The organism is Burkholderia sola (assembly GCF_905400185.1).
In the GTDB taxonomy this organism is placed as follows: Bacteria; Pseudomonadota; Gammaproteobacteria; order Burkholderiales; family Burkholderiaceae; genus Burkholderia; species Burkholderia sola.
This window is the reverse complement of record NZ_FR989676.1, coordinates 922,870-946,835: the sequence shown is the minus strand read 5'-3', so window position 1 is coordinate 946,835 and position 23,966 is coordinate 922,870. Positions and strand designations below refer to the sequence as shown.

20 protein-coding genes are annotated in these 23,966 nt (G+C 66.3%); 8 read left to right on the top strand and 12 right to left on the bottom strand.

Annotated features, from left to right (window positions below):
- Window positions 1-56: 56 nt before the first annotated feature.
- On the bottom strand, window positions 57-905 hold the full coding sequence (locus KR541_RS20820; protein WP_089489882.1) for an ureidoglycolate lyase: 849 nt from the start codon (window positions 903-905) through the stop codon (window positions 57-59).
- Between the two features lie 654 nt (window positions 906-1,559).
- Here KR541_RS20820 and KR541_RS20815 point away from each other — a divergent pair.
- Entirely contained in the window at window positions 1,560-2,381 is an 822-nt protein-coding gene (locus KR541_RS20815) for an IclR family transcriptional regulator (RefSeq protein ID WP_050013354.1), read from the top strand.
- Window positions 2,382-2,586: 205 nt separating this feature from the next.
- A complete protein-coding gene (locus KR541_RS20810) occupies window positions 2,587-3,138 on the top strand; it encodes a hypothetical protein (protein ID WP_050013355.1) in 552 nt (183 codons plus the stop codon).
- 652 nt (window positions 3,139-3,790) lie between these two features.
- On the opposite strand, the gene KR541_RS20805 is transcribed toward KR541_RS20810, so the two are convergent.
- The 5 genes from KR541_RS20805 to KR541_RS20785 all read right to left on the bottom strand — a co-directional run bounded on the left by KR541_RS20805 (window position 3,791) and on the right by KR541_RS20785 (window position 9,541).
- On the bottom strand, window positions 3,791-6,148 hold the full coding sequence (locus KR541_RS20805) for a GNAT family N-acetyltransferase (RefSeq protein WP_050013356.1): 2,358 nt from the start codon (window positions 6,146-6,148) through the stop codon (window positions 3,791-3,793).
- 581 nt (window positions 6,149-6,729) lie between these two features.
- Window positions 6,730-7,035, bottom strand: coding sequence for an H-NS histone family protein (locus tag KR541_RS20800; RefSeq protein WP_124555229.1), 306 nt, complete (start codon window positions 7,033-7,035; stop codon window positions 6,730-6,732).
- A 102-nt stretch (window positions 7,036-7,137) separates the two neighbouring features.
- Entirely contained in the window at window positions 7,138-7,410 is a 273-nt protein-coding gene (locus KR541_RS20795) for a hypothetical protein (protein WP_012493616.1), read from the bottom strand.
- A 61-nt stretch (window positions 7,411-7,471) separates the two neighbouring features.
- On the bottom strand, window positions 7,472-7,999 hold the full coding sequence (locus KR541_RS20790) for a BON domain-containing protein (protein ID WP_050013358.1): 528 nt from the start codon (window positions 7,997-7,999) through the stop codon (window positions 7,472-7,474).
- Between the two features lie 54 nt (window positions 8,000-8,053).
- A complete protein-coding gene (locus KR541_RS20785; RefSeq protein ID WP_124555228.1) occupies window positions 8,054-9,541 on the bottom strand; it encodes a sigma-54 interaction domain-containing protein in 1,488 nt (495 codons plus the stop codon).
- A gap of 326 nt (window positions 9,542-9,867) precedes the next feature.
- Here KR541_RS20785 and KR541_RS20780 point away from each other — a divergent pair, with 326 nt between their 5' ends.
- Window positions 9,868-11,271, top strand: coding sequence for a GntP family permease (locus tag KR541_RS20780; RefSeq protein ID WP_050013360.1), 1,404 nt, complete (start codon window positions 9,868-9,870; stop codon window positions 11,269-11,271).
- A 117-nt stretch (window positions 11,272-11,388) separates the two neighbouring features.
- Here the strand turns inward: KR541_RS20780 and KR541_RS20775 are convergent, their stop codons facing one another.
- Window positions 11,389-11,901, bottom strand: coding sequence for a 3D domain-containing protein (locus tag KR541_RS20775; protein WP_060733347.1), 513 nt, complete (start codon window positions 11,899-11,901; stop codon window positions 11,389-11,391).
- Between the two features lie 31 nt (window positions 11,902-11,932).
- Window positions 11,933-13,222, bottom strand: coding sequence for a hypothetical protein (locus tag KR541_RS20770; RefSeq protein WP_124631352.1), 1,290 nt, complete (start codon window positions 13,220-13,222; stop codon window positions 11,933-11,935).
- Window positions 13,223-13,571: 349 nt separating this feature from the next.
- Between KR541_RS20770 and KR541_RS20765 the strand changes: the two genes are divergently transcribed.
- Entirely contained in the window at window positions 13,572-14,882 is a 1,311-nt protein-coding gene (locus KR541_RS20765) for an alpha/beta hydrolase (protein WP_080334224.1), read from the top strand.
- 284 nt (window positions 14,883-15,166) lie between these two features.
- Entirely contained in the window at window positions 15,167-15,418 is a 252-nt protein-coding gene (locus KR541_RS20760) for a DUF4148 domain-containing protein (protein ID WP_011694888.1), read from the top strand.
- 39 nt (window positions 15,419-15,457) lie between these two features.
- On the opposite strand, the gene KR541_RS20755 is transcribed toward KR541_RS20760, so the two are convergent.
- From KR541_RS20755 to KR541_RS20745, 3 genes are all read right to left on the bottom strand, one after another.
- The gene (locus KR541_RS20755) at window positions 15,458-17,053 is read right to left on the bottom strand and encodes a thioredoxin family protein (RefSeq protein WP_050013364.1); all 1,596 of its coding nucleotides are present in this window, start codon (window positions 17,051-17,053) and stop codon (window positions 15,458-15,460) included.
- Window positions 17,054-17,304: 251 nt separating this feature from the next.
- Entirely contained in the window at window positions 17,305-17,805 is a 501-nt protein-coding gene (locus KR541_RS20750) for a GNAT family N-acetyltransferase (protein WP_124639682.1), read from the bottom strand.
- Between the two features lie 99 nt (window positions 17,806-17,904).
- Window positions 17,905-18,051: a hypothetical protein gene (locus KR541_RS20745; protein WP_235356191.1), complete on the bottom strand. Its 147-nt coding sequence runs from the start codon at window positions 18,049-18,051 to the stop codon at window positions 17,905-17,907.
- A 349-nt stretch (window positions 18,052-18,400) separates the two neighbouring features.
- Here KR541_RS20745 and KR541_RS20740 point away from each other — a divergent pair, with 349 nt between their 5' ends.
- The 3 genes from KR541_RS20740 (at window position 18,401) to KR541_RS20730 (ending at window position 22,421) form a co-directional block, all read left to right on the top strand.
- Entirely contained in the window at window positions 18,401-20,734 is a 2,334-nt protein-coding gene (locus KR541_RS20740; protein WP_050013366.1) for a phosphocholine-specific phospholipase C, read from the top strand.
- Window positions 20,735-21,003: 269 nt separating this feature from the next.
- The gene (locus KR541_RS20735) at window positions 21,004-21,273 is read left to right on the top strand and encodes a hypothetical protein (protein WP_050013367.1); all 270 of its coding nucleotides are present in this window, start codon (window positions 21,004-21,006) and stop codon (window positions 21,271-21,273) included.
- A gap of 155 nt (window positions 21,274-21,428) precedes the next feature.
- Window positions 21,429-22,421, top strand: coding sequence for a DedA family protein/thiosulfate sulfurtransferase GlpE (locus tag KR541_RS20730; RefSeq protein ID WP_050013368.1), 993 nt, complete (start codon window positions 21,429-21,431; stop codon window positions 22,419-22,421).
- A gap of 55 nt (window positions 22,422-22,476) precedes the next feature.
- Here KR541_RS20730 and KR541_RS20725 read toward each other — a convergent pair whose 3' ends face one another.
- A complete protein-coding gene (locus tag KR541_RS20725) occupies window positions 22,477-23,943 on the bottom strand; it encodes an OprD family outer membrane porin (RefSeq protein WP_050013492.1) in 1,467 nt (488 codons plus the stop codon).
- Window positions 23,944-23,966 lie beyond the last annotated feature (23 nt).

The following is a 23,966-nucleotide window of genomic DNA, read 5'->3' as shown; positions in this document are numbered from 1 at the left end:
CCGTTCGCTGCGCGCGGGTAGCTGCATCCTCCGGCCGGTCCGCGCCGCGCACGCGCTTATTGTGCGTGGCGTGTGCTCTGCAACTGCTCGCCGAGTCCTTCGATCCCGAGGCGCACCGTTTGGCCGGCCTTCAGGTATATCGGCGATGGCTTGCTCCCCATCCCGACGCCCGGCGGCGTACCGGTCGTGATCACGTCGCCCGGCTGCAGCGTCATGCAGGTCGACAGATACGCGATCAGCTGCGCGACGGTGAACACCATCGTGCGCGTATTGCCGTTCTGATAACGATGGCCGTCGACGTCGAGCCACAGGTCGAGACGCTGCGGATCGGGCACTTCGTCGCGCGTGACGAGCCACGGGCCGATCGGGCCGAACGTGTCGAAGCCCTTGCCCTTGTCCCACTGGCCGCCGCGCTCGATCTGCCATTCGCGCTCGGATACGTCGTTGACGACGCAGTAGCCCGCGACGTAATCGAGCGCGCGCGCTTCGTCGACGTCCTTGCACTTCGCGCCGATCACGACACCCAGTTCCACTTCCCAGTCGGTCTTGACCGAACCCTTCGGGATGTCGATGCCGTCGTTCGGGCCGCAGATCGAACTCGTCCACTTGCCGAACACGACCGGCTCCTTCGGCACCGGCATGCCGGCTTCGGCCGCGTGATCGGCATAGTTCAGGCCGATGCCGATGAACTTGCCGACCTGGCCGACGCATGCACCGATGCGCGGCTCGCCGGACACGAGCGGCAGCGTGGCCGGATCGATCGCGCGCAGCCGCGCGAGACCCGCGTCGGACAGCACATCGCCGGCAAGATCCGGCACCTGCGCGGACAGGTCGCGAATGCGGCCGGCCGCGTCGAGGATGCCGGGCTTTTCCTGGCCGGACGGGCCGTAGCGAAGCAGTTTCATCGTGCTTAACCTCTGTTGTCGAGTGGGACAGGATACCGGCCGACGCGGCCTTTCGCAGCCACGCGCCGGACTGGTCGTCGATCGTCGATCGTCAATTGCACGCGTCGGCGCCGCGTGCGGCATGCCGTCGACGCGCGAGCGTCGCGCGGGCGCAGCGATCGTGGCGCCGTACTGCAGTACGGCACGCATCGAACGGGCGGCCGCCGGTCTGCGCATCGGCGACGACGGCCCGGCATCCGCGACGCGTGCCGGCCCATGCCGGCCGGCTGCACGCGCGGCCGCGCCGTCGCTGGCCCGCAAGCCTTTGTACCACCGGTCGCGCGCCGTGAAATGACACGCGACGGATACCGACTATTGGTGCGACTGCCGAAGCTGCTTCGCAACACGCGCCGCGCCCACGTCGATCGACCGGCCGTCATGCGCAGGCGCGCCTGCCATCGAGGCATGAATACTGGCTATTCGGGGTGCCCCTGTCATCGAAAACGTTTGCCCATCCGTTCTTGTCGGGTAATGATCGGTAAAAAGACGCTGCATTGCACACTGTATGTTTATTGCTAAGCTCGTACGGACGGCTTTCATTGCCATACGCGGAGCAGAACCGGCCAGCGTGCGTCGCCCACCGATCGACGGTAATCCCCCAACTTCACATCGACAATGCAGACAACCAACGACCCGCTTCCCGGCTGCGACGCACGGGAATCGATGGCCGCTCTTGATCGCTATCGCGCACCCGCGCTCGACAAGGGCCTCGACATTCTCGAACTCCTGTCCGAGCAGAAGGAAGGACTCACCCGCACCGAAATCACGAAGGAACTCGGCCGCAATGCGAGCGAAATCTACCGGATGCTCGAACGCCTCGTCGCGCGCCGCTACGTGATGCGTTCGACCGGCGGCGATCGCTACACGCTCAGCCTCAAGCTGTTCGCGCTTGCGCACCGGCATCCGCCGATGAACCGGCTGATCGCCGAGGCGCTGCCGCCGATGCAGCGCTTCGCCGATGCCGCCGAGCAGTCGTGCCACCTGTCCGTCTACGATCGCGGCAACCTGCTCGTGATCGCGCAAGTGGACGGGCCCGGCCCGTGGGGCGTGTCGGTCCGGCTCGGCTCGCGCGTCGGCCTCGCCGACACGGCGTCGGGGCGCATGATGCTGGCGTTCCAGAGCGCCGAGCAACGCGCGCACATGCTGGCCGAGCATCGCAAGGTGAAGGGCGAAGCGCCGCTGAACGAGCAGGAACTCGCGAACGCGTGCCAGTCGATCCGGCAGTCCGGCTATCTGCGCCAGGACAGCCGCCAGGCGTACGGCGTGACCGACCTGACCGTGCCGATCCTCGGGCCGGCCGGCCATGCGATCGCGGTGCTGACGTGCCCGTACATGCGCCGGATCGATGCGCACCTCGCGCCGTCCGTCGACGTGGTCGTCGACGCACTGCGCGGCACGGCCGCCCGTCTGTCGATGTGCCGCACGGAGACCTGCTGACACGCGCGGGTTCCAGGCAACGCGCACAGGCCGCGGCGCAGCGGCGCCGGTCCCGGCCCCGGCCCCGGCCCCGGCCCCGGCCCCGCATCCACGATGCCCGTGCGACGCCCGATGCGCGATGCCGCATCGGGCGCCCGCGGCGCTACGCTAGAATAGCGGCCCTCTCAAAAACTACGGCGGCCGGTTGTCGCGGCCGTCGTGTCCGATGGATGTCATGGCCAAACTTCTGAACGATCAAGAATTCCAGCGTTTCTCCGAACTTCAGCAGAAGCAGGCAAGCTTCACGATCACGCCCGAGGAAGCGGACGAGCTGCGCGATATCGTCGCGCGCGCGCAGAAGAAGCGCGACGATCGTGCCGCCGCGATGCAGGCGATCGAGAACTACATCGAGCAGTTCGGCATCACGCCTGACGAACTCTTCTCGCCCGAGCAGATCGGCGACGCGGCGCGCACCTACGGGCTCATCACGGCGACCAAGAAGGAACGCACGCTGCCGCCGTCGATCACGTTCAACGGCAAGCCGTACCAGTGGACCAAGACGCTTCCGGACGACGTGCGCGGCGCACTGTTCGACGCGTTCACGGCCGGCGAGTCGGTCAAGCGCTTCATCGCGATGCCGAAAGACACCGCGCGCTGTGCGCTGACGATCGCCCGCCTCGAGCGCGAAACCGGCGCGGTCTACGCCGATCCGCACCTCGAGGAACTCGCGATTTCGCGCGACCAGGTGAACGACGCGGCGTCGAAACTCGCTGCGTGAACGTGACCGCGGGCACGGTTCCTGCGTGCCCGCACCCGCGTGTCGCGCCGGCATGGGCCGGCGCCACGCCCACGGGAGCCGTGCGTTCGCATGCTCCCGTAAAAGCTCACCTCGGCATCCCGCAAGCACTCACCGCGGCCTCCCGAAAAGTCTCACCCAAGGCCCCCTGAGACGCTCGCTGACGTCTCCCGAACGCCCTCACCGATCGCTCCCGCAAGGGCTCACCGACATATCCCGAAAAGGCTCACCGGCCTCTCCCGCAGGTGCTCACCGGCCGTTCCCGGGAAGGCTCACCGAACGCTCCCGTATCGGCTCACCACGCTGTCCCGGAAAAGCTCACTCGCTGCTCCCGAAAAGTCTCACCTTGCTGATGGCCTTGAATTGGCGAGGCCGGAATACGGCCACGAACATGTACATGCACATCGCTCGAAACGGCTGCGGAAGGTGGCCATCGCAGCCCACTGCATGCGTCTCCGGACACCCTGCGTGCGGCGCGATATCGCCGCGATCGACAGATCCGACATGTTGGCAGACGTTTCACCGCAGAGATTGATTTGGAGTTATTTGCATTCCTGATTGAATTCGCAGCATGGCGGCACATTTCAGCATCGGCGCCATGCGCTGCCCTCGGCGTCGAACCACGGACCGACGCCTACGGCTGTAACTTCATCCTGAAACCCACGACGCCGGGCTCCTCGGTCGTCGACACCGCAAACCCGCACGCTTTCGCGAGCGAGATCATCGCCGAATTCTCGCGCAGCGCCTCGCCGACCATCCACGCGGTGCCGCGCGAGCGTGCGTAATCGATGATGCGAGTCATCAACAACCGGCCGAGCCCCTTGCCCTTTTGATCGGGTCGCACCGCGATCGCGAACTCCGCCGTCTCGTTGTCCGGATCGGCGACCGCACGCACCACCGCGAGCGTGTGGTCGCGCCCGGACACATCGGTGAACGACACGATGAACGCCATTTCGCGGTCGTAGTCGATCTGCGTCATGCGCGCCACCTGCGAATGATCGAAGCTGCGCACCGCGCCGAAGAAACGCATCCGCAGATCTTCCGGCGTCATCGCACCGAGCAGTTCGTTGTGGGCGGCCTCGTCCTCCGGACGGATCGGACGGATCGTCACCGTCTCGCCACGCCACTCGAGCGTCTGCTCGAGGTGTCGCGGATACGGCATGATCGCGAGCCGGCTGCGCCCCGAGGCAAGCGTGATGCGCGGCGCGATCACCCAGGCGCGGTCGGACAGCACGCGCAGCGTGACCGACATCGCGACGACTTCGCGCACGTCGCAGACGACCTGCGACAGGGCCGTCAGCGCGTCGAGCGTCGGCTCGACACGCGTGCTGCGCGCATACGGCGAGCGCTCCATCACCGCGCGGGCGAGCACCGTGTTCAGCGGCGGCAGGCCGTAGACGACAAACGGTGCCGATACGCCATCGGCCGGTGGCACGGCATAGCGAAACACCGGACCGAAGTTCGAATCGTCGTACATGTCGACCGCGATATCGACGACCTTCTTGCCGGCCGGTTCGTCGGGCTGCTCGCCCTGCAGACCGAAACGGGACAGCCAATGCAGCGCGCCCTCGCCGGCCAGTTCATGCTGACCGGCTTCGACCAGCCGGCGCGCATCGGCCTGGGCGGACGCCACGCACTCGGCCGGCTGCAGCGGCGTGCCCTCCGGCGTCTGCATCAGCAACTGGCGCCCGAGGTTGTAGTCGACGAGACGCGCATACGCGCGTGCGAGCCGCTGCGGCGTCGTGTGCACCGGAATGCCGTTCGCGTGCAGCGCATCGCGCGTCGCCGCGTCGACCGCGCCGAAGAAACACGCGAGGATGCCGCGATGCGCGTACTGCCGCGAATCGATCAGCGTGCGCGCGACCGACTCGGCCGGCGCGCTGTGCGAAGTGGAATGAACGACGAACAGCGTGCCCGTCTGCGGAAACGGGGCGAGCGCCTTGATCGCCGCGGCAAAGTGCTCGGGGCGCGCATCGTCGCCCAGCGCGAGCGGATTGCCGGGCGCCGCGAGATGCGGCAGCGCGGCCGCGACGGCCGACGTTGCCGCGGGCGACCAGTCGGTCAGCACGTCGCGCACGTCGGCCACCGCATCGACCGCCAGTTTCGCCACGCCCGCATCGCTCGTCACGAGCGTCGCCGCGCCCCGCGCGGTGACGCGGCCGACGCCGAGCGTCTCGATTTCGTCGAGCAGATCGTCGAGCGCATCGACGCGCACCATGCCCGCGCGCTGGAATGCCGCCGTGTACAGCGCGTCGCCGGGATCGGCACGGCCGGTGCGCAACGCGAGTACCGGCTTGTTGCGTGCGGCCGCCCGCGCCGCCGACATGAACTTGCGCGCCGCGCGCACGGTATCGAGTTCGAGCAGGATCGCGCGCGTGCCGGGATCGCTTGCCAGATAGTCGAGGACGTCGCCCGCATCGACATCGGCTTCACTACCGAGCGCGACGACGTGCGAAAAGCCGAGGCCGCGCGCATCGGCCCAGCCGAGCACCGCGTTCGTCAGCGCGTTCGATTGCGACACCCACGCGACGCCGCCCGATCGCGCCGTATAGGCAGGCGCGCCGAAATGCGCATGCCGCGCAGGCGACAACACGCCGAGGCTGCCGGGCCCGACGATACGGAGCACGAACGGCTTCGCCGCCTTCAGCGTGCGATCGACCGCGACGCGATCGGCATCGGTGCGCGCGTCGCCGACGATCACCGCGACGCGCGTGCCGAGTTCGCCGAGCTTGCGCACGATGCCGGCCCAGGTCGCGGGCGGCGTGCAGATCACGGCAACCGACGGCGGCGTGGGCAGCCGGTCGACATCGGAGACGACCGCATGCCCGTCGAGCTCGCGATATTTCGGATTGACCGGCCACACAGGCCCCTGGAACGCGCCGTCGAGCACACGCGACCACACCATCGCGCCGATACTGCCGGCGCGTGACGACGCGCCGACGACCGCAACGGACTTGGGCTGGAACAACGCATCGAGATGGCGAACGGTCACATCGGCTCCCTGCGGTGACGAAAGACGACACGATCGGCATGCGGCCGGGCAGGCCGTGCGCCGATCGACGCGAACCCCAAGCATAGGCGAACCGCTTGCGACTGCCTATATGCCGAACGGCCGACTATTCGACGGGTGTCAACGCCCGCACCATGGACCTGCAACACATACGGCCCGGCATCGTAGCGCCGCATGCACGAGGCACGCCACGCGGCACGACGCTGCAGCCGTTTTCTCAAAGGTGAGGATTTACAGGAGCCATGGTGAGTATCTTCGGGAATCGCACGACACACCGCATCCGCATGCGAAAGGTGATGAAAATCCGCGTGATGCATGCACCGCGAAAATCGCACATGCCAATGCGCATACATTGCGCCATTACGCGGTTGTTTACGGGAATTACCGGCAACATGCAGCCGGATCGCGGCGAATTCGCATAACGGGATCTGTTAATTGCGCGGCATTGCACTTCAATTCGTCGGGGAAAATCGCGTGACGATTGCGCGAAAACAAAACGGTGCGAAGGCCGCATGGCCGTTCGCACCGTCAGTCGGCACACGAAAGGTGAGGATTTCCGGGAGTCAGTCCTTGATCAGGAAACGTCCGCGGTTCTTGCCGAGCCATGCCGGCGCCCGCCCGCGGCCACTCCACGTTTCGCCCGTCTTCGGGTTCAGGTACTTCGGCGGCAAGGTGCGCTTGGGCTTCGCGGCGGCATTGGCGGCGGCCGATCCTGCCGGGCGAAAACCGAGCTCTTCGGGCGTAATGTCGTATTCGTCGATTTTCGCGCGGATATGCGCAATCGCGTCGGCAATCGCCTTTTCACGTTCCTTGTCGATCTTTTGCTGAAGCCGCTCGAGCTGCGCGCTCAGTTGCCTGTAGGTCGCCATATGGATGGGACTCCATGAGTGTTATTCGTGAAAAACAAGTGACTCAAAGCAAACGGAAAAGCGCTTTGCCCGATCGTGTATCCTCAGCCGGTCATTTCGGGATCAATAACCGCTTTTCTTCTTGCATGCGAAGAGAAGGTTTCGCACGGCGTCATCCGTGGATTGCTGGATCACGTCGAAATCCCCGTTGCACATGGCCCGGGCATTGTCCGTGCAATTGCTCCAGTCGCTGCCGGTGCATTGCACCTGAGTGGTCGGGCGCCCATCCGACGTGAACAGCGGAGCACCGCCGCCGCACCCGCCGAGCCCTGCAACCAGAGCCAACATCACGGCCGCCCGAGGCCACCGACAGACCGACGCAAGCATGTGTTTCATTATTCTTCCCGTCAACCTTTTTTTGAATGTCGCGAGTATGCCATGGGCTGCCCTTCGGCCGTCAGTCCGGCGCGCGGTCGGGTTGGCCGCGCGCCTTGTACGGCAAGCGCTTGCGCGGATCATCGGTGATGCGAACGAAAACCTGCTCGACGTCCGGAAGCGCCTCGAATTCGCGTTGCAGCGCGTGGCGATCGAGCGTCGTATCCGCGCATCCTTCGACGTAGATGAAACGTCGCTGCACGGTGATCCACAGGCTCGTGCCGCGCAGGCGATCGGAGCCGGCGAAGTGCGCCTTCGCCGCATCGGCGATCGACGCGTCATACATATACGAGTTCGGCTTCGTGCAGCGATGGGCGAGCCAGCAGGTCGTGCCGCGCTCGGCGCGGTAGTGCGCATCGTCCGTCATCTCGGCGCGCGTCATCCACGGGCCGAGCGGCAACGGGCATTCGGCGACGTCCTGCGACAGCGCGACGAACGGATCGTTGTACCAGTTGCGCCGCGCGTCGGGCGCGTCGGCATCGCCCGACTGCGCGAGCGCGGCACTCGCCAGCAACAGGGTCAACCACCCTGCGAAGCCGATCCGCTTCATCGTGACCTCCTATTCGATGCGTTACATCGGGCCGCATCGGCGTCGCCGAACGGCCTAACGGCCAATACCGAGCGCGGCCAGTTTCTTGTACAGCGTCGCGCGGCCGATGCCGATGCGCGCGGCCGCTTCAATGACCTTGCCGTCACAAGCCGCCAGCGCATCGCTCAGGAACTGGCGCTCCCACGCCGCCAGTGCATCGGCATACGAAGCGGCCGGCGCCCCGGAGGCCGTCGACGCATCGCCCGCACGCTGCTCGGCCGGCACCGCGGCAACCCGCTGCGCCGGCGCCGCGCCGTCCGCCGAGATGCGCACCGGCCCGAGAAACGGCGCGAGCGCGCGCGCATCGATCACCGAACGGTCGGACAGCATCAGCGCGCGCTCGAGCGTATTGCGCAACTCGCGCACGTTGCCGGGCCACGGATACGCGCACAGCATCCGCAGCGCATCGTCGGTCAGCTCGCAGTGGGCGGCGCGCCCGTGCTGCGCGGCCAGTTCCTCGAGCGTCGCGTAGACGAGCGCCGCGATGTCGGATGCGCGTTCGCGCAGCGGCGGCGCATGGATCGTCAGCACGTTCAGCCGGTAATAGAGATCCGCGCGAAAACGTCCGGCCGCCACCAGCGCCGGCAGGTCGGCCGACGTGGCGGCGATGATGCGCACGTCCGCGCGCACGATCCGGTTCGAGCCGACCGGCTCGAACTCCTTGTCCTGCAGCACGCGCAGCAGCTTGCCCTGCAACGGCAGCGGCATGTCGCCGATCTCGTCGAGAAACAGCGTGCCGCGATCGGCCAGCTCGAACTTGCCGACGCGGCCCTTGCGATCGGCGCCGGTGTACGCGCCGGGCGCCGCGCCGAAGAATTCGGTTTCGAGCAGCGTGTCGGGGATCGCGGCGACGTTGACGGTCACGAGCGGCTGGAGCGCACGTGCCGACGCCGCGTGAATCGCGTGGGCGAGCAGTTCCTTGCCGGTGCCCGTCTCGCCAAGCAGCAGCACCGGCGAATCGACCTGCGCCGCGCGGCGCGCCTGGCGCTTGGTCTCGAGGCTCGCGGCACTCGTGCCGACGAAGCTCGCGAACGTGTATTTCGCGCGGCGCGCCTGCGCGAGCGAGCGCTGCGTCGCGATCAGTTGCTGCTGAAGCTGCGCATAGCGGGAAAAAATCGGCGTGAGCGTCTTCAACTGATCGAACAGCGCGAAGCCGATCGCGCCGACCGTCTCGCCGGCCTCGTTCTTCAACGGCAGGCGCGTGACGACGAGCGGCTCGCGGCCCGTCTCCATGATGTCGAGCAGGATCGGCTGGCCGGTCGATACGACCTCGCGCATCAGGCTGTTCGGGATCACGGCCTCGCAGTCGAGGCCGACGGCCTGCTGCGGATCGGCGAAACCGAAGCGCGCCGCGTAACGCTCGTTCATCCACACGACACGCGCGTCGCGATCGACGACCACCGTGCCCGCACTCGAATCCTCGAAGGTCCGGAACAGCGACTCGGCGGCGCGCCGCAGCACGTCGCCGTAGTTGACGGGCAGGCGGGCCCAGTCGTTCATCATCGTGTCGTCGTCTCCGTATATCGTCGGCCGGATGTCTCCGGAACGGGACGGATTATCTCACTCCGGAGACACACCGCAACGCATTGTCCGGGAAAGCCCTGCACGATGTCGAGGGTTGGCCGGATGGCCGAAACGTCTCCAGATGGAGACGTTTTATGTAGAATCGTCAGACTTGGACCGGCGCGGGCCCGCCGGCCGCCGGCGGACCCATGTCCGGCGGCGCAATCCGGCCGATGGCACGAAACCTGCACGAACCTGAGTTGGTCCGCGGCGCATCGCGCGATCGAACAACAACCAAAGCCATTCCAAGCTTTTAGGAGACTCCCTTGTCTTTCGTGATCGTCCTCGCCGCGCTGGCGTTCCTGATGTTCGCCGCGTATCGCGGCTACAGCGTGATCCTGTTCGCGCCGATCGCCGCGCTCGGCGCGGTGCTCCTGACCGAACCCGCCGCCGTCGCACCGGTCTTCTCCGGCATCTTCATGGAGAAGATGGTCGGCTTCGTCAAACTGTATTTCCCTGTCTTCATGCTCGGCGCCGTGTTCGGCAAGGTGATCGAACTGTCCGGGTTCTCCGAGTCGATCGTCCACGCGGCGATCCGCTACATCGGCCGCTCGCGCGCGAATGCGGTGATCGTCGCGGTGTGCGCGCTGCTCACCTATGGCGGCGTCTCGCTGTTCGTCGTGGTGTTCGCGGTCTATCCGTTCGCGGCCGAACTCTATCGCCAGAGCAACATCCCGAAACGGCTGATGCCCGGCGCGATCGCGCTCGGCGCGTTCTCGTTCACGATGGATTCGCTGCCCGGCACGCCGCAGATCCAGAACATCATCCCGACCACGTTCTTCAAGACGACCGCGTGGGCCGCGCCCGCGCTGGGCACGATCGGCTCGCTGTTCATCATCGTCGTCGGTCTCACCTATCTCGAATGGCGCCGCCGTTCGGCGATGGCAAAGGGCGAAGGCTACGGCACGTCGCTCGTCAACGAGCCTGAGCGCGTCGAGGCGAAGGCGCTGCCGCATCCCGCGCTGGCGATCCTGCCGCTGATCCTCGTCGGCGTGTCGAACTTCGCGTTCACGAAGCTGATCCCGCAGTGGTACGGCGCCGCGTCGTACACGGTCGCGCCGGAAGTGCTGCCGGGCGTGCACGCGCCGGTCACCACGTCGATCAAGACGGTCGTCGCGATCTGGTCGGTCGAGGCCGCGCTGCTGCTCGGTATCGTGCTGGTCGTGCTGACCGCGTTCAAGCGCGTCAGCGGCCGTTTCGCGGCCGGCTCGAAGGCCGCCGTCGCCGGCGCGCTGCTCGCCGCAATGAACACCGCGTCGGAATACGGCTTCGGCGGCGTGATCGCCGCGCTGCCGGGCTTCCTCGTCGTCAGCGACGCGCTGAAGAGCATCCCGAACCCGCTCGTCAACGCAGCCGTGTCGGTCAGCTCGCTCGCGGGTATCACGGGCTCGGCATCGGGCGGCATGAGCATCGCGCTCGCCGCGATGTCGGACCTGTTCATCAAGGGCGCGCAGGCGGCCAACATCCCGATGGACGTGCTGCACCGGGTCGTCGCGATGGCGAGCGGCGGCATGGACACGCTGCCGCACAACGGCGCGGTCATCACGCTGCTCGCGGTCACGGGCCTCACGCACCGCGAGTCGTATCGCGACATTTTCGCGGTCACTATCATCAAGACGCTCGCGGTGTTCTTCGTGATCGCCGTGTACTACGCGACGGGGCTCGTGTAACACGGGGAGCCGACCGCCGACACAAACGCCCACACGCGTCGGCCTCAAGCTCGGCCCTGCCCGGCCCGCTCGTGCCGTCGCACCACGGGGCCGGCATCATCGACGCCCTTCTGCCTGCTACAACGCGGTATTGGCCGACACGCAAACGGTGCCGTTCCCGGCTGTCACATGGTAGGTTTCCTGCCTCGCTGCATTGCCGAACCCGCAGAAGATGTCGATGTGTTTGCCCTTGATGCCGCCGCCCGTATCGGCGGCAGTCAAAATCCGGTCGCACCACGGAGCGGGCGCGGTCGGAATGCGGAGCACCGTGCCCAACGGAATCGCGTGAACGTCGACCGCTACGCAGCCGATTTCCAGACGCCCGTCGCGTGCATCCTTCGGAAAATCCGATTTCACCCAGTGGCCGCCCGACCAACCGAGAAACCAGCCGTATCGCGTTTCGCCCCATCCTTCCATCCTGCAGGCGTCGAGGAATTTGGCGGGAAACACATCCTCGCCCCATTCCGTCACCGAAGCAGGAACGGCAGGATCCTGGAAATCCGTTTCCGCCGGCAGGTAATAACCCGTGATGCGCCACCCCGTCGTGCAGGGAAAGCCGGGCAGGTCAACAATGTCGTTCGCCATCTCCATTCCCTTGTCTTGTCTCGTCTCGAACCGGAATCTATTCCAAAAAATCCAGATAGCCATTCGGCCCCGCGGGGTCCAGTGCTTCGGGTGCGCCGGTCACGAAGTTCTGGGTGGCAGCAATGGACGGATTGCTTGCGGAATATTGTTCGAGTGCGAGATACGCCGACGCGAAGGCAATTCGCATCGCCGCACGCGAACTGATGACCTTGATGGCCGTCCCGAGGGTCTGGTTGTCACCGACCGAAATCTTGCCGAAGATGCCGAGCGATACGCCGAAACCGCCGGCGCTCTGTGCGATCAACCCGTTCTCGAGCTGCGCGACATCGCCCGCGCCCTTTGCCACATATCCGAGAACCTTCGCATTCTTCGCGGTCACGCCGCAGCCGGCGGATATGTCCTTGTAGGAGGCGGCCTTCGACGTCAGCGCCGTCGGTTCAGCGTCGCTCCCCCCCGGGTAGTAAGTTACGGTGTTAGCGCCTTTCGCCGTCGACGTCACGCCGAACACCGGCGTCGTATCGACGAGATCGGCCAGATATTCGACGAGTACTGTGAGCGCACCCGAGATGTCCGCATCGGAAACGGTAATCGACAGATCGATACCCTTCGCGCTACCGAGGTCGGGCAATTTCAATGCGGGCTTCGATATCTTCTGCCCGAAGCGATCGATAAACTTCCCGTCGTAATACGCCGAGAAATAGGCAGCAAACAGGTTGTCGTGTTTCGCATCCGCACTGTCCACGGGTGCGCGAAGTACCGGCCGCAATTGGGCACGGCTGATCTTGGCGGAAAAATCCTTAAACTCCCGGAGGGTCACCGTCAGATTCGGCGAATAGGCCTGCACCTCCGCCGCTTGCTTGTCGGCACCGGGGATGCCGGCCGCAAACCCTAGCGAAGTCTGTGCCGTCGCTACCGATTTGATCATTGCCGACCGAAATGCGATGTAAACCGGATCGCCACGGATCACCGCCGGAACCCGTGCATCGGCTCCCGCTTCGATCGACTTCCTGAACGCATCGAAGCGCTTCACCGATTCGCGCGGCAGGCTACGCGAAAGTCCACCGTCCGGCGCTGCCGCCTGCAATTGCTGAACCGTTCGCCCCATCGTCTCTGCAACGGCCGCCTGCGGCAATACATAGGCGAATTCGGCATCCCGGCGCAGCACTTCAACGAAAGTGGACTTGCATGTCTGCAAAGACTGTCGCGGCGGCGCATCCGTCGCGGGCACAACCGGCAGCAACATCCCGCCAAAATCGAGCGACACGCATCCCGCGCAAACAACCGTACCGGCAATACATGACCACGACCAGATTGCTTTCTTGTTCACGATGGATCCCCGTTGTGTTTCTTTTGAACGTGAACAGCAATTTCAGATTGCTTGAGCATAGGAGGTTGCCGATAAAAGTCAATTGCCATCACAAGGGAATGCAGGTGGCGTTTCCACTTATCGATTACTTCACGCAAACGCGTGCGACAGTCCCCGAGCGCTTAGTTACACGCGTCGGCGCTATTCATGAAAAACCTAGTCATCTGACGCGCGAAATACCCTCGGGTATTCCTTGTGGCGTTTTCGTCGCCGCTCTTTTATATTGGCGCGATACGAAGAAGCGTCATGCCGCACGCGATGAAAAATCAGGTCGATCGGGCTGTCGAACAATAAGAAACCGGGGCATATCATGTACAAGAACAAAACCGGCCAGCGCGCCGGGAACAAGCGTTCTACGTGCAACATCCGTCGTATCGGCACGCATGACCGGACACGCTGGCCGGCGGCTTTCGGTACATGGACAGCGCTTCTTCGGCGGATTCGTGGCATGGTCGCGTGCTTCGCCGCACTGGCACTGGCGGGATGCACCAACCTGTCCTCGCCGCCATCGGGTAGCAGCCTTGCGGGTTACTACGGTCCGGGCACGCCGGAGTTGACGATTGATCATCAATCTAGCGACCAACCGGTGCTTTATCCGGTCCTTTACGGAACCAATCGAAAACCGGTTTACGGGCCGTCGAACAAAGTACCGGCCACATACGCCGGAGAGCGCGATCGGAAACTGCATTACGGCCGCGTATTCGTTTCCATTCCAAAGCATCATCGCATCGGCTCGCAAGGCTCGTGGTGGGGAACCATGACCGGTACCGATCCGTTTCTCCGAATTGAGAGAATCGATGAAATGGCGGACCGCGACGCATTCCTTGCGCTGGCCCGCCGGGCGCTGGGCTCGGTCACCGGACCGCAGGACGGATATGTCGTCGTCTACGTCCACGGATACAACAACTCATTCGACGACGCGGCGATACGCGCGGCCCAGTTGGGTGCGGATCTCGACATCCCGCCCAATCACATGATGCTGTTCTCTTGGCCGGCACTGCACGACGTGTTGAAATACACGATCGATGAAGCAACGATCGACGCAAGTGAGATATTTCTCAGACAATTCCTGATTGACGTCGCCGCTCACGTCGCGCAAGGCCGCAAGATTCACCTGATCGCCCATAGCATGGGCAATCGCGCCCTTCTCCGCGTCGTCGACGCGCTCGCGACGGATCCCGCTACCTCGTCCATCAAGTTTGGCCAAATCATTCTGGCCGCTGCCGACGTCGACCGGGAATTGTTCGGCACCCTCGGCGGCAGCTACGTCAAGTCATCGGACCGGACGACGGTCTATCTATCCCCGTACGATTTCGCCGTCGGCCTCTCGTCCAACGTCGTTCACGACTATCCTCGCGTCGGCTGCGGCGATAAACCCCAGGTCGATGTCCCGGGGATTGCCAACGTGGTGTCCACGCTCCCGGACGATTTCCCGTCGCATGGCTATTTCGGAGATACGTCCCTCATCCTGGCAGACGTCAAGAACCTGCTCCTCAGAAACACGCCCGCACGTTCAAGCGCCGGCTGGGCCCGCTTCCCGACCTACTGGCAGGTCGGTAACGCACCTGTCGCGTCACGTGTCGTCTGCACCACGCGCAATACCTTGACTATCTCACCATGAGCCGCCGCTGACCGCACGAATGCGCGGCCGCATCGTGTTGGGTTTTGTTCGACCCCGGCGTGATCGACCCGAGCACCCCGTTTCCCGCGACCGGTACGGTTTCATCGCGCACACCGTCTCGCGGTCGGTCCGCCCCAGCGGCCCATTGTTACCCGCAGCAAAACACTGCGTTGGGCGCGATCGCATTTTTCGCGCGCCGGCCGCGGCCTACACTGGTTTCAACGTCGCACGGCGCTTCGACGAACGAAGCGCCGCGATTCACCGGAATCGAGGAGGTCCCGATCATGAAGCGCCTGATCCAAGCCGTTGCCATCGCCCTGGCCGTCTCGGCCCCGTTCGCCGCACAAGCGCAGTCGAACCAGCCGCTCACGCGCGCGCAGGTCCACGCCGAAGTCAAGGCGCTCAAGCAGGCCGGCTTCCAGTCGAGCGACTGGTTCTATCCGGCCAGCATCGTATCGGCCGAAGCGAAGATCGCCCGCGAGCACGACGCCGGATACGGCAGCGATCGCGGCGCGTCGTCGGAATCGGGCCGGTAACGAATCCCCCGGCCCGCTCGACGATCCCCCCGCGCGTCGTTACGCCTTCACGGGCTGGATCAGCTTCGCGCACGCCGCCGCCTGCGGATCGCCGGCAGGCAGCTTCCCGCATACGCCGTCGAACTGCTTGACGACCGTCCTGACCGACGCATCGTGCGCGCCGCTACCGCGCCAGCGATTCAACTGCGTGACGACCTTGGTCAACGCACGCAGGTTCGCGCCGTAGAACGCATCCCGGGTCTTGTCGGCCTGCGCAAGCACACTGGCCGCGATCCCTTCGATGCGCGCGGAATCGTTCGGCGCCAGCTCAACCGCGTTCGCAAAGTAAGTCGCGCCCCAGCGCAGCTTCGTCGCCGGCCCGCTCGCCGCGTCGTACGCCTTGCGATACCAGTCGAGCGCGGCCGCCTTGTCGCCGCGCGCCTTCGCGTTCGCGGCGAGTCCCGACATGAAGTAGTACGGCGTGGACGAACGCGACAGCTCGGCCTTCAACAACACATCCGATTCGTCGTACAGCCCCGCGTCGGTCAGCGTGTCCGCGCCTTCGCTGACGAGCGCCTGCCGCTCGTACGCGTTCGCCGCGCCCTGCACCGACGCGGCGATCTGCTTGCGCGCGGTGTCGGCCAGCGCCGGCGCAGCGAGCGGTGCGCCGTTGCGCGCGTCGCCGCGCGCGAGCAGCACGCGGCCGTGCAGCGCCATCAGCCGGTCGATCGACGACAGCGTGGTGTCGGTCGACAGGCGCGCGAGCGCCGTGTCGTACGCGCCGCGCAACTTCGTGCGCTGCGCGTCGTCGCGGCCGAGATACGCGACCACGCGCGCGGGCGCCGCGACCAGCACGTCCGAATCGGCCCGCGACAGCGCGGGATCGTGCAGCACCGTGCGCAGCGAATCGGCGAGCGCGGCCTTGTCGAGCGCGCCGGCCTGCGTCGGGTCGTCCGACGCGGCGACCACCGCCGACTTCAGCGCGAAGCGCGCCGATTCGGCTTTCGCACCCGCCGCCCGCGCGCGTTGCGCGAGCGACTGCAGCGTCTGCGCGACACGATCGGCCGGCACCGGCAGCGCGCCGTCCGTATCCCATGAATAGTCGGCCAGCAGGCGCCATTCGTCCGGCGTCAGCGCCGCGCCGTTCTTCAGCGCGGTCGCGAGCGTCTGCCGCACCGGATGTGCGGCCGTCATCCCGAGCGACAGCGCCTGCATGTAGCGGTCGAGATCGGCTTCGCCGGGCAGCCGCGTTACTTCGGTGCCGTCGGGACGGAACAGGATCATCGTCGGATAGCCGTGCACCTTGAAACGCTCGCCGAGCTTCTGCGCGCTTTCGGTATCGCCGTCGAGGTACACGGGCACGAAGAACGACGAACGCGTCTTGAATGCCTGCTGGCTGAAGATCGTCGACTTCACCTGGTTGCACGACGGGCACCACACCGCGCCCCAGTACAGCAGCAGCGGCTTGCCCTCGCGCTTCGCGAGCGCGAACGCGGCATCGACGTCGCCGTGTTGCCACGCGATGCCGGGCGGCAGATGCGCACCGTCGGACGATGCGCTCGCCGCCGGGGCGCCGACGGGCGTGGCGGCGGCAAGCGCCGCGCTGGCGGCAGCGAACAGGCACGCGGCGGTGAGACTGCGGAGAACGGTTTTCATCGAAGCGGGTTCCGTTGAAAAAGACGGTTTCAGGGAGATGCCGCGCACGCAACGAGGGCCGTGAAGCGATGACGATGAGGCCGGCCGACGCGCAGCGCCGCGCATGCATCGATACGGAAAAGCGAAGCCAGCCGCAGAGACCGGCAAATCGTTCGACGATACGACGGGTACAGCCGAAGGAAAACGAACGAATTCTCGATTGGATATGACGCGCGGCGGCGTGTGCCGTCACGTCCGCGACGGCCGGCCTTTCATTGCCGCGCCTTGATCCGCGCCATGTGATACACGGACGCATGCACGCCGTCGCGCAACGCGTAATCCGGCGATTCGCCTTCGATGCGGAAACCGTGTTTCTCGTAGAGCGCTATCGCCGCGCGGTTGTCGGTGAACACGGTCAACTCGAGACGCGTGACGTTCAGCCAGTTCTCCGCGAGATCGATCGCGGCCGCGAGCAGCCGGCCGCCGATGCCGCGCCCGTGACGGGCCGCGTCGACCATCATGCCGAGCGCCGCCGCGTGGCGCCGGCGCGGATTCGGCTCGGGATGCAGGCCGAGATGGCCAACCACCGTACGGTCGATTTCGGCAACGAGGCTCACGCCGTGCTCGCGTAGGTTGTCGAGCCGCTTCTGCCATTTTTCGAGCGACGGAAACGGCTGCTGCAACGTATTCATGTACACCGCGGGATGCGCGGCGATCTGCCGGATCGCGTCGACGTCGTGCGTCTCGCAGTGCCGGATTCTGATATCGGTCATGGGTGGGCCGGTTCCGAAAAGTCGCGCCAAGGCGCAGGCTGCACAACCGCGCAGCAACGCAACGAGCTTAGCCGATTTCATGCATTTGAAACACGGAGGTCACGCGGCGCCCATCACGTTGCATCCACAACGAAACGCGCGCGCCATCGTCGCGAAATCCGGAAAATTCTGACCGGTCACACCGGCGGCGATCGGTAATTTCTTACCTTCTTCAGCCTCGCATCGCGCTTGAACGAATCGTTGCATGCACAACGTCACGTGCGCGACATGCGATGTCATTTCTTCATCACGTCGACGTCATGTCGCCTCCCTAGACTGGGCGCCGCCCGAGCCCGGCATGCGCCGGGCCGGTGCGTGCCGACACCTGCCCCGCGCATCACGAGCGCGCGGCGCACGGGACCGCGACGACGAGGCCGCCGCATCGGCGCGACGTCGGATGCCGGGCGTCGCGTGTCGGGCGCAACGCGCGCACCACCGCGACGCGCGGCCGACGCACCGAACGCGCACGCATCGGCGATCGTCCCGGGGCGGGACGACGCCCGGGCACGACAAGACGCACTCACGAACGCTCCCACCTTCACAGGATCCGAACGCCATGACGTCACGCCGCAAATTCCTTCAGCAGACCGCCGGCTCCGGCCTCGCCGCCGCCGCGCTGTCCGCATTTCCGCCGAGCATCCGCCGCGCGCTCGCCATTCCCGCCTTCCACGAAACGGGGACCATCCAGGACGTCAAGCACGTCGTGCTGCTGATGATGGAGAACCGCGCGTTCGACAGCTACTTCGGCACGTTCAAGGGCGTGCGCGGCTATGGCGACCGCTTCGCGGTGCCGTCGCCGAACGGCCGCGACGTGTTCTATCAGGCGTACGCGAAGGGGACGCCCGCCGCGACCGTGACGCCGTATCACCTCGACGCGCGCCAGGGCAACGCGCAGCGCGCGGGCGGCACGCCGCACACGTGGGCCGATTCGCAGGCCGCGTGGGATCACGGCCGGATGAACCGCTGGCCCGACGCGAAGACGCCGCTGTCGATGGGCTATTACGACGCGGCCGAAGTGCCGTTCCAGCGCGCGCTCGCCGATGCGTTCACGCTGTGCGACCACTACCACTGCGGGATGCACACGGGCACGATCGCGAACCGCCTGTTCTACTGGAGCGGCACCAACGGCCCGAACGGCATCAGCCCGGCCGACGGCAATCGCGTGAAGATCGCCGCGCTGAACAACCAGTTCAACGGCGGCAACGACATCGGCCCGTCGAGCCAGGGCTGGACCTGGACGACCTATGCCGACCGGCTGCAACAGGCCGGCGTGAACTGGAAGGTCTACCAGAGCCTGATCGACAACTTCGGCTGCAACGAAATGATGAGCTTCCGCCACTGGCGCGCGGCGATCGAGCAGATGCCGGCCGCGCGCCGGCCCGCGTATGTCGCGTCGACCGACATCACGCAGCCGGTGACGGCGGCCGGCGCGTTCTACGACCCGACGATCGACGATCCGCTGAGCCCGCTCGCGAAGGGCTTCGGCAACACGATGCCGTACGGCTTTCTCGAAACGTTTCGCGACGACATCCGCAACGGCAAGCTGCCGGAAGTGTCGTGGATCATCCCGCCGTCCGCGTACAGCGAACACCCGGGGCCGTCGAGCCCCGCGCAGGGCGGCTGGTACGTGCAGGCCGTGCTCGACGCGCTGACGGCGAACCCGGAGGTCTGGAGCAAGACCGTGCTGCTGGTCAATTACGACGAGAACGACGGCTTCTTCGACCACATGCCGTCGCCGGCCGTGCCGTCGCGCAACGCCGACGGCACGCTCGCGGGCGGCCATACGCTGTCGGCCGCCGACGTCGCGGTCGAGTACCACGACTTCGCGCCGGCCACGGCGAGCCAGCCGGCGGCCGACGGCCGTCCGTACGGCCCGGGCCCGCGCGTGCCGATGTGGATCGTGTCGCCGTGGAGCCGCGGCGGCTGGGTCAATTCGCAGGTGTTCGACCATACGTCGACGCTGCGCTTCCTCGAGGCGCGCTTCGGCGTCGCGGAGCCGCAGATCAGCGCATACCGCCGCGCGGTGTGCGGCGACCTGACGAGCGCGTTCAACTTCCGCACGCCGAACGACGAGCCGCTGCCGACGCTCGCGGGCCGCACGACGAAAAGCCAGGTCGACGCGCTGAGCGCCGCGCAGCAAGCCGCGCCGAAGATCGTGCCGCCCGCCACGCCCGCGCTGCCCGCGCAGGCCACCGGCGTGCGCCCGTCGCGCGCGCTGCCGTACGAGCTGCATGCGAGCGCGCACACTGATGCCGGCGCCGGCACGGTCACGCTCAAGTTCGCGAACACCGGCCGCGCCGCCGCCGTGTTTCACGTCTATGACAAGCTGCACCTCGACCGGCTGCCGCGGCGCTACGTCGTCGAGCCGGGCAAAAAGCTGCACGGCGACTGGGCCGCGCGCGCCGACGATGGCGGTAAATATGACCTGTGGGTGCTCGGCCCGAACGGCTTTCACCGGCGCTTCACCGGCGACCTGAGCCGCGTGGCCGGCGCTCGCGCGCCGCAGCCGGAAGTGCGCGTCGGCTACGCGGGCGCGAGCGGCAACCTCCACCTGCGGCTACGCAACGACGGCGGCGGCACGGTGCGCTTCACGGTCAAGTCGAACCAGGTCTATGGGCCGCTGTCCGGGCGCGGCGCAAACGCCGACCACGGTCATGGCCACGGCAACGAAAACGGCAACGGCCATGGCGCCGGCACCGTGTGGACGGTCACGGTGCACGCCGGCGACCAGTCCGAACTGCACTGGAAGCTCGACTCGACCGGCCATTGGTACGACTTCATCGTCACCGCCGACAGCGACGCGAGCTTTTCGCGCCGCGTGGCCGGCCGCGTGGAAACCGGCCGCCACTCGGTCAGCGATCCGGCGATGGGACTCGCCGACCGCTTCTGACACCGCCGCGGCGACACGCGGCGCAGCGCGTGTCGCCGCCCGCGCCGGCATGGCCGCGAACGCCGTTCGGGTACCGGTTCCGGCCGGGCCCGATGCGGCGCAGACGCCCGCCCGGCGCGGCTCAAACATCAGAAGGATCGGTGGTGTAACCCTCTTTTCGTCCCCACGAAAATGCTCCGTGTCGCGGCCCGTTCGCGTTAAACTGCGTCAAGCTGTATTCAACAAAGACATCTTTGCCGCTACGGCACCACGACACGAGGATAGGTTCGATGCGCACTACCGGCTCATCCGGGGCAATGACCCTGCTCACCGAACACGACGCGGCCGACGGCCGCGAACTGCGCTCGCTCCGGCTCGAGGCAACGGCCGACGGCAAGAGCGTGCTGCTGATCGAGGTCGACGAACGCAAGCCGGGCATCCACCGCGAGGTCCGCTACGAGATCACCCCGGCCGAACTGATCGCGGCGATCCGCTCGCACGGCGCCGAGTTGCCCGGCGAAAACCACGGCGCCGCATCGCTCGCCCGCACGCCTTCCTGATTCCGAACGGTGAGCCGCGTGCAACGCGTCGGCTCACCCACATCCCCCTGCCGCCGTCAGGCGCTTTTGCGTCATTCCCGCCGCTGTGTTGAAAAAGGCCGATAATCGGTCCATCTGCGTTTCCCGCCCACGCGTTTCCTTTTCGGCCAGCCGTCATGCTCCGTGACCTCGTCGCCCAGTACGGGCCGCTTCTCGTGTTCGCCAACGTGCTCGCGGCGGCCATCGGCCTGCCGGTGCCGGCAATGCCGACGCTCGTGCTGTTCGGCGCGATGTCCGCGATGCATCCGGCGATGATCGGCTCGCAGCTCGTGACGGTCGTGGTGATGTCCGTGCTCGGCGCGCTGATCGGCGACACGGTCTGGTACGTGGCCGGGCGGCGTTACGGCGGCACGACGCTGAAGACGATCTGCCGGCTGTCGCTGTCGCGCGATACCTGCGTGAAAAAGACCGAACGCTTCTTCGGCCGCTACGGCGTGCGCGTGCTCGCGGTCGCGCGCTTCATTCCGGGCTTGTCGCTGGTGTCGGTGCCGATGGCCGGTGCGCTCGGCACGCGCTATCGCACGTTCGCCGGCTACGACGCGCTCGGCGCCGCGCTGTGGACGATCGTCGGGCTGGGCGCCGGCCTCGTGTTCTATCGGCAGATTGACTGGCTGTTCGCCGGCGCGAGCCGCCTCGGCCGCGCGGTGCTGCTGGTCATCGTCGCGCTGCTCGCGATCTATGCGGCCGTGCGGTGGATGCGCCGCCGTGCGCTGATCCGCCAGCTCGCGAACGCGCGGATCGGCGTCGACGAGCTCGACGTGCTGCTGCGCGACGCCACCGCCCCGGTAGTGCTCGACGTCCGCTCGCCCGAGCATCGCAAGCTCGACCCGTTCACGATTCCCGGTGCGCAGTTCGCCGACGAACGCCAGATCGGCGACATCGTCGCGCGCTATCCGCTCACGCAGAAATTCGTCGTGTATTGCTCGTGCCCGAACGAAGTGACGGCCGCGCTGATGGCGAAGCGCCTGCTCGATGCAGGCTTCACCGATGCGCTCGCGCTGCGCGGCGGCCTCGATGCATGGCGCGATACGGGCCGCCAGCTCACGTCGCTCGTGGAAGAGATGCCCGCCGCGAACGATTCCGTGGCGGGCTGGCACAAGCCGGCGTGATCGCACCGATCGCAGGCCGGCCCGTACGACACCGGGGACGTGCGTCCCCGTTCGATCAGAACGCGTGCAGCGGCAGGTTCACGACAAGACGGTACTCGGTGTTCGTCGCGTCCGAGTAGTGTGCCGAGCCGTTGTGCCACATCGCGATGAACGTGACCTTCGTGTTCTTCAGCTTGCCGCTCTGGAACGTGTACGACGGGATGAAGCCGAACTCGTGGTGACGGCCCTGCACCGGCGCGCCGTTGCTCCAGTAGATGCTCGACTTGCTCGGGTCGTTGGCCGCGCCCGCGCTGCCGTCCGCGCCCCAGCCCGTCACGCCCCACACCATCGCCTTGAAGCCCGGCAGGCCCGCTTCCTTCCCGTAGAACGTGTAACGCAGCTGCAGCGATTTTTCGTGCGGCGCGTTGTAGTCGACGTCCATCGAGTTGGTCAGGAAGATGCCGTTCGTTTCGTTCAGGTAGTCGAAGAACTGATCGCCGAGCACGTGCTGGAAGCCGAGCAGCAGTTCATGCGGGCCGTGCTGCGCGGCGAGCGACAGGCTGTACGCGTTGTTGTTGATCTTGCCCTGCAGCGCATCGCCCGTGTCGTGCGTCGAATAGACGTTGCCGAAGCCGGTCCACTTGATCGTCTGCGGGCTGCCGATGCTGTGCTTCACCGACGCGTAGTACTGGTGCCACACGTCGTCGGCCTGGTTCGCGTACAGCGCGACTTCGCCGTTCGGCGAGTAGTCCCACGTGCCGCCGACGTACGACAGGCGATTGATGCGCGTGCCGCCGTACTGCGTCGTCAGATTCGTGAGCGTGGTATGGCCGCGCGCGTCGGTCTTCGTGAAGCTGCCGGCCTCGAGCATCACGTTCTTGAATTCATTGCTGACGAGCGTCGCGCCGAGGAACGTCGGCGGCAGCGCGCGGTTGTCGTGCTGCTCCATGAACGGGTTGTCGACGGCCTGCAGACCGTACTTGACCACCGTGTTCGAGATGCGCGCCTTGATGTCGTAGATGCCCGGGTACGCCCACGCGAGCTGGTTGCCGCCACCGCCGCCCTTCGCGATGTGCACCATGCTGCCGGCGCCCTGGCCGCCGTCGAGCTTCAGCGCCGCATACAACGACGCGTCGAAGCCGATCCCGATCAGGCCGGTCGTGTAGCCCGATTCGAAGTTCGCCATCGCGCCCTGGACCCACGCATGACGATGCGGCCCGCCCTTGTTGTCGAGCACGTCCGCATAGTTGCGGAACAGGAAGTCGAGATGGCTGTCGGCGATGAAGCCGTTCGATTTCGACTGCGCCGACGGCTCGTCGGGCGGCGTGACGGCCTGGGTCGCCTCGGCGTTGATCACGGCGTTCGGGGTCGTTGCCTGCGCAACCGACGTGCCCGACGCGGCGACCGGTGCGGCCTGCGCGACCGTCAGCGGCGCCGCGTCGTCGGCGTGCGCGACACCCGTCAGCGAGACGCCGGCGAGCGCCGGCAGCCCCCATGCAAGCAGCATCTTCGATGCCGTCCCGATCCTCTTCTGCTTTTTCATCGTAATCATTCTCGTCTTGTGTT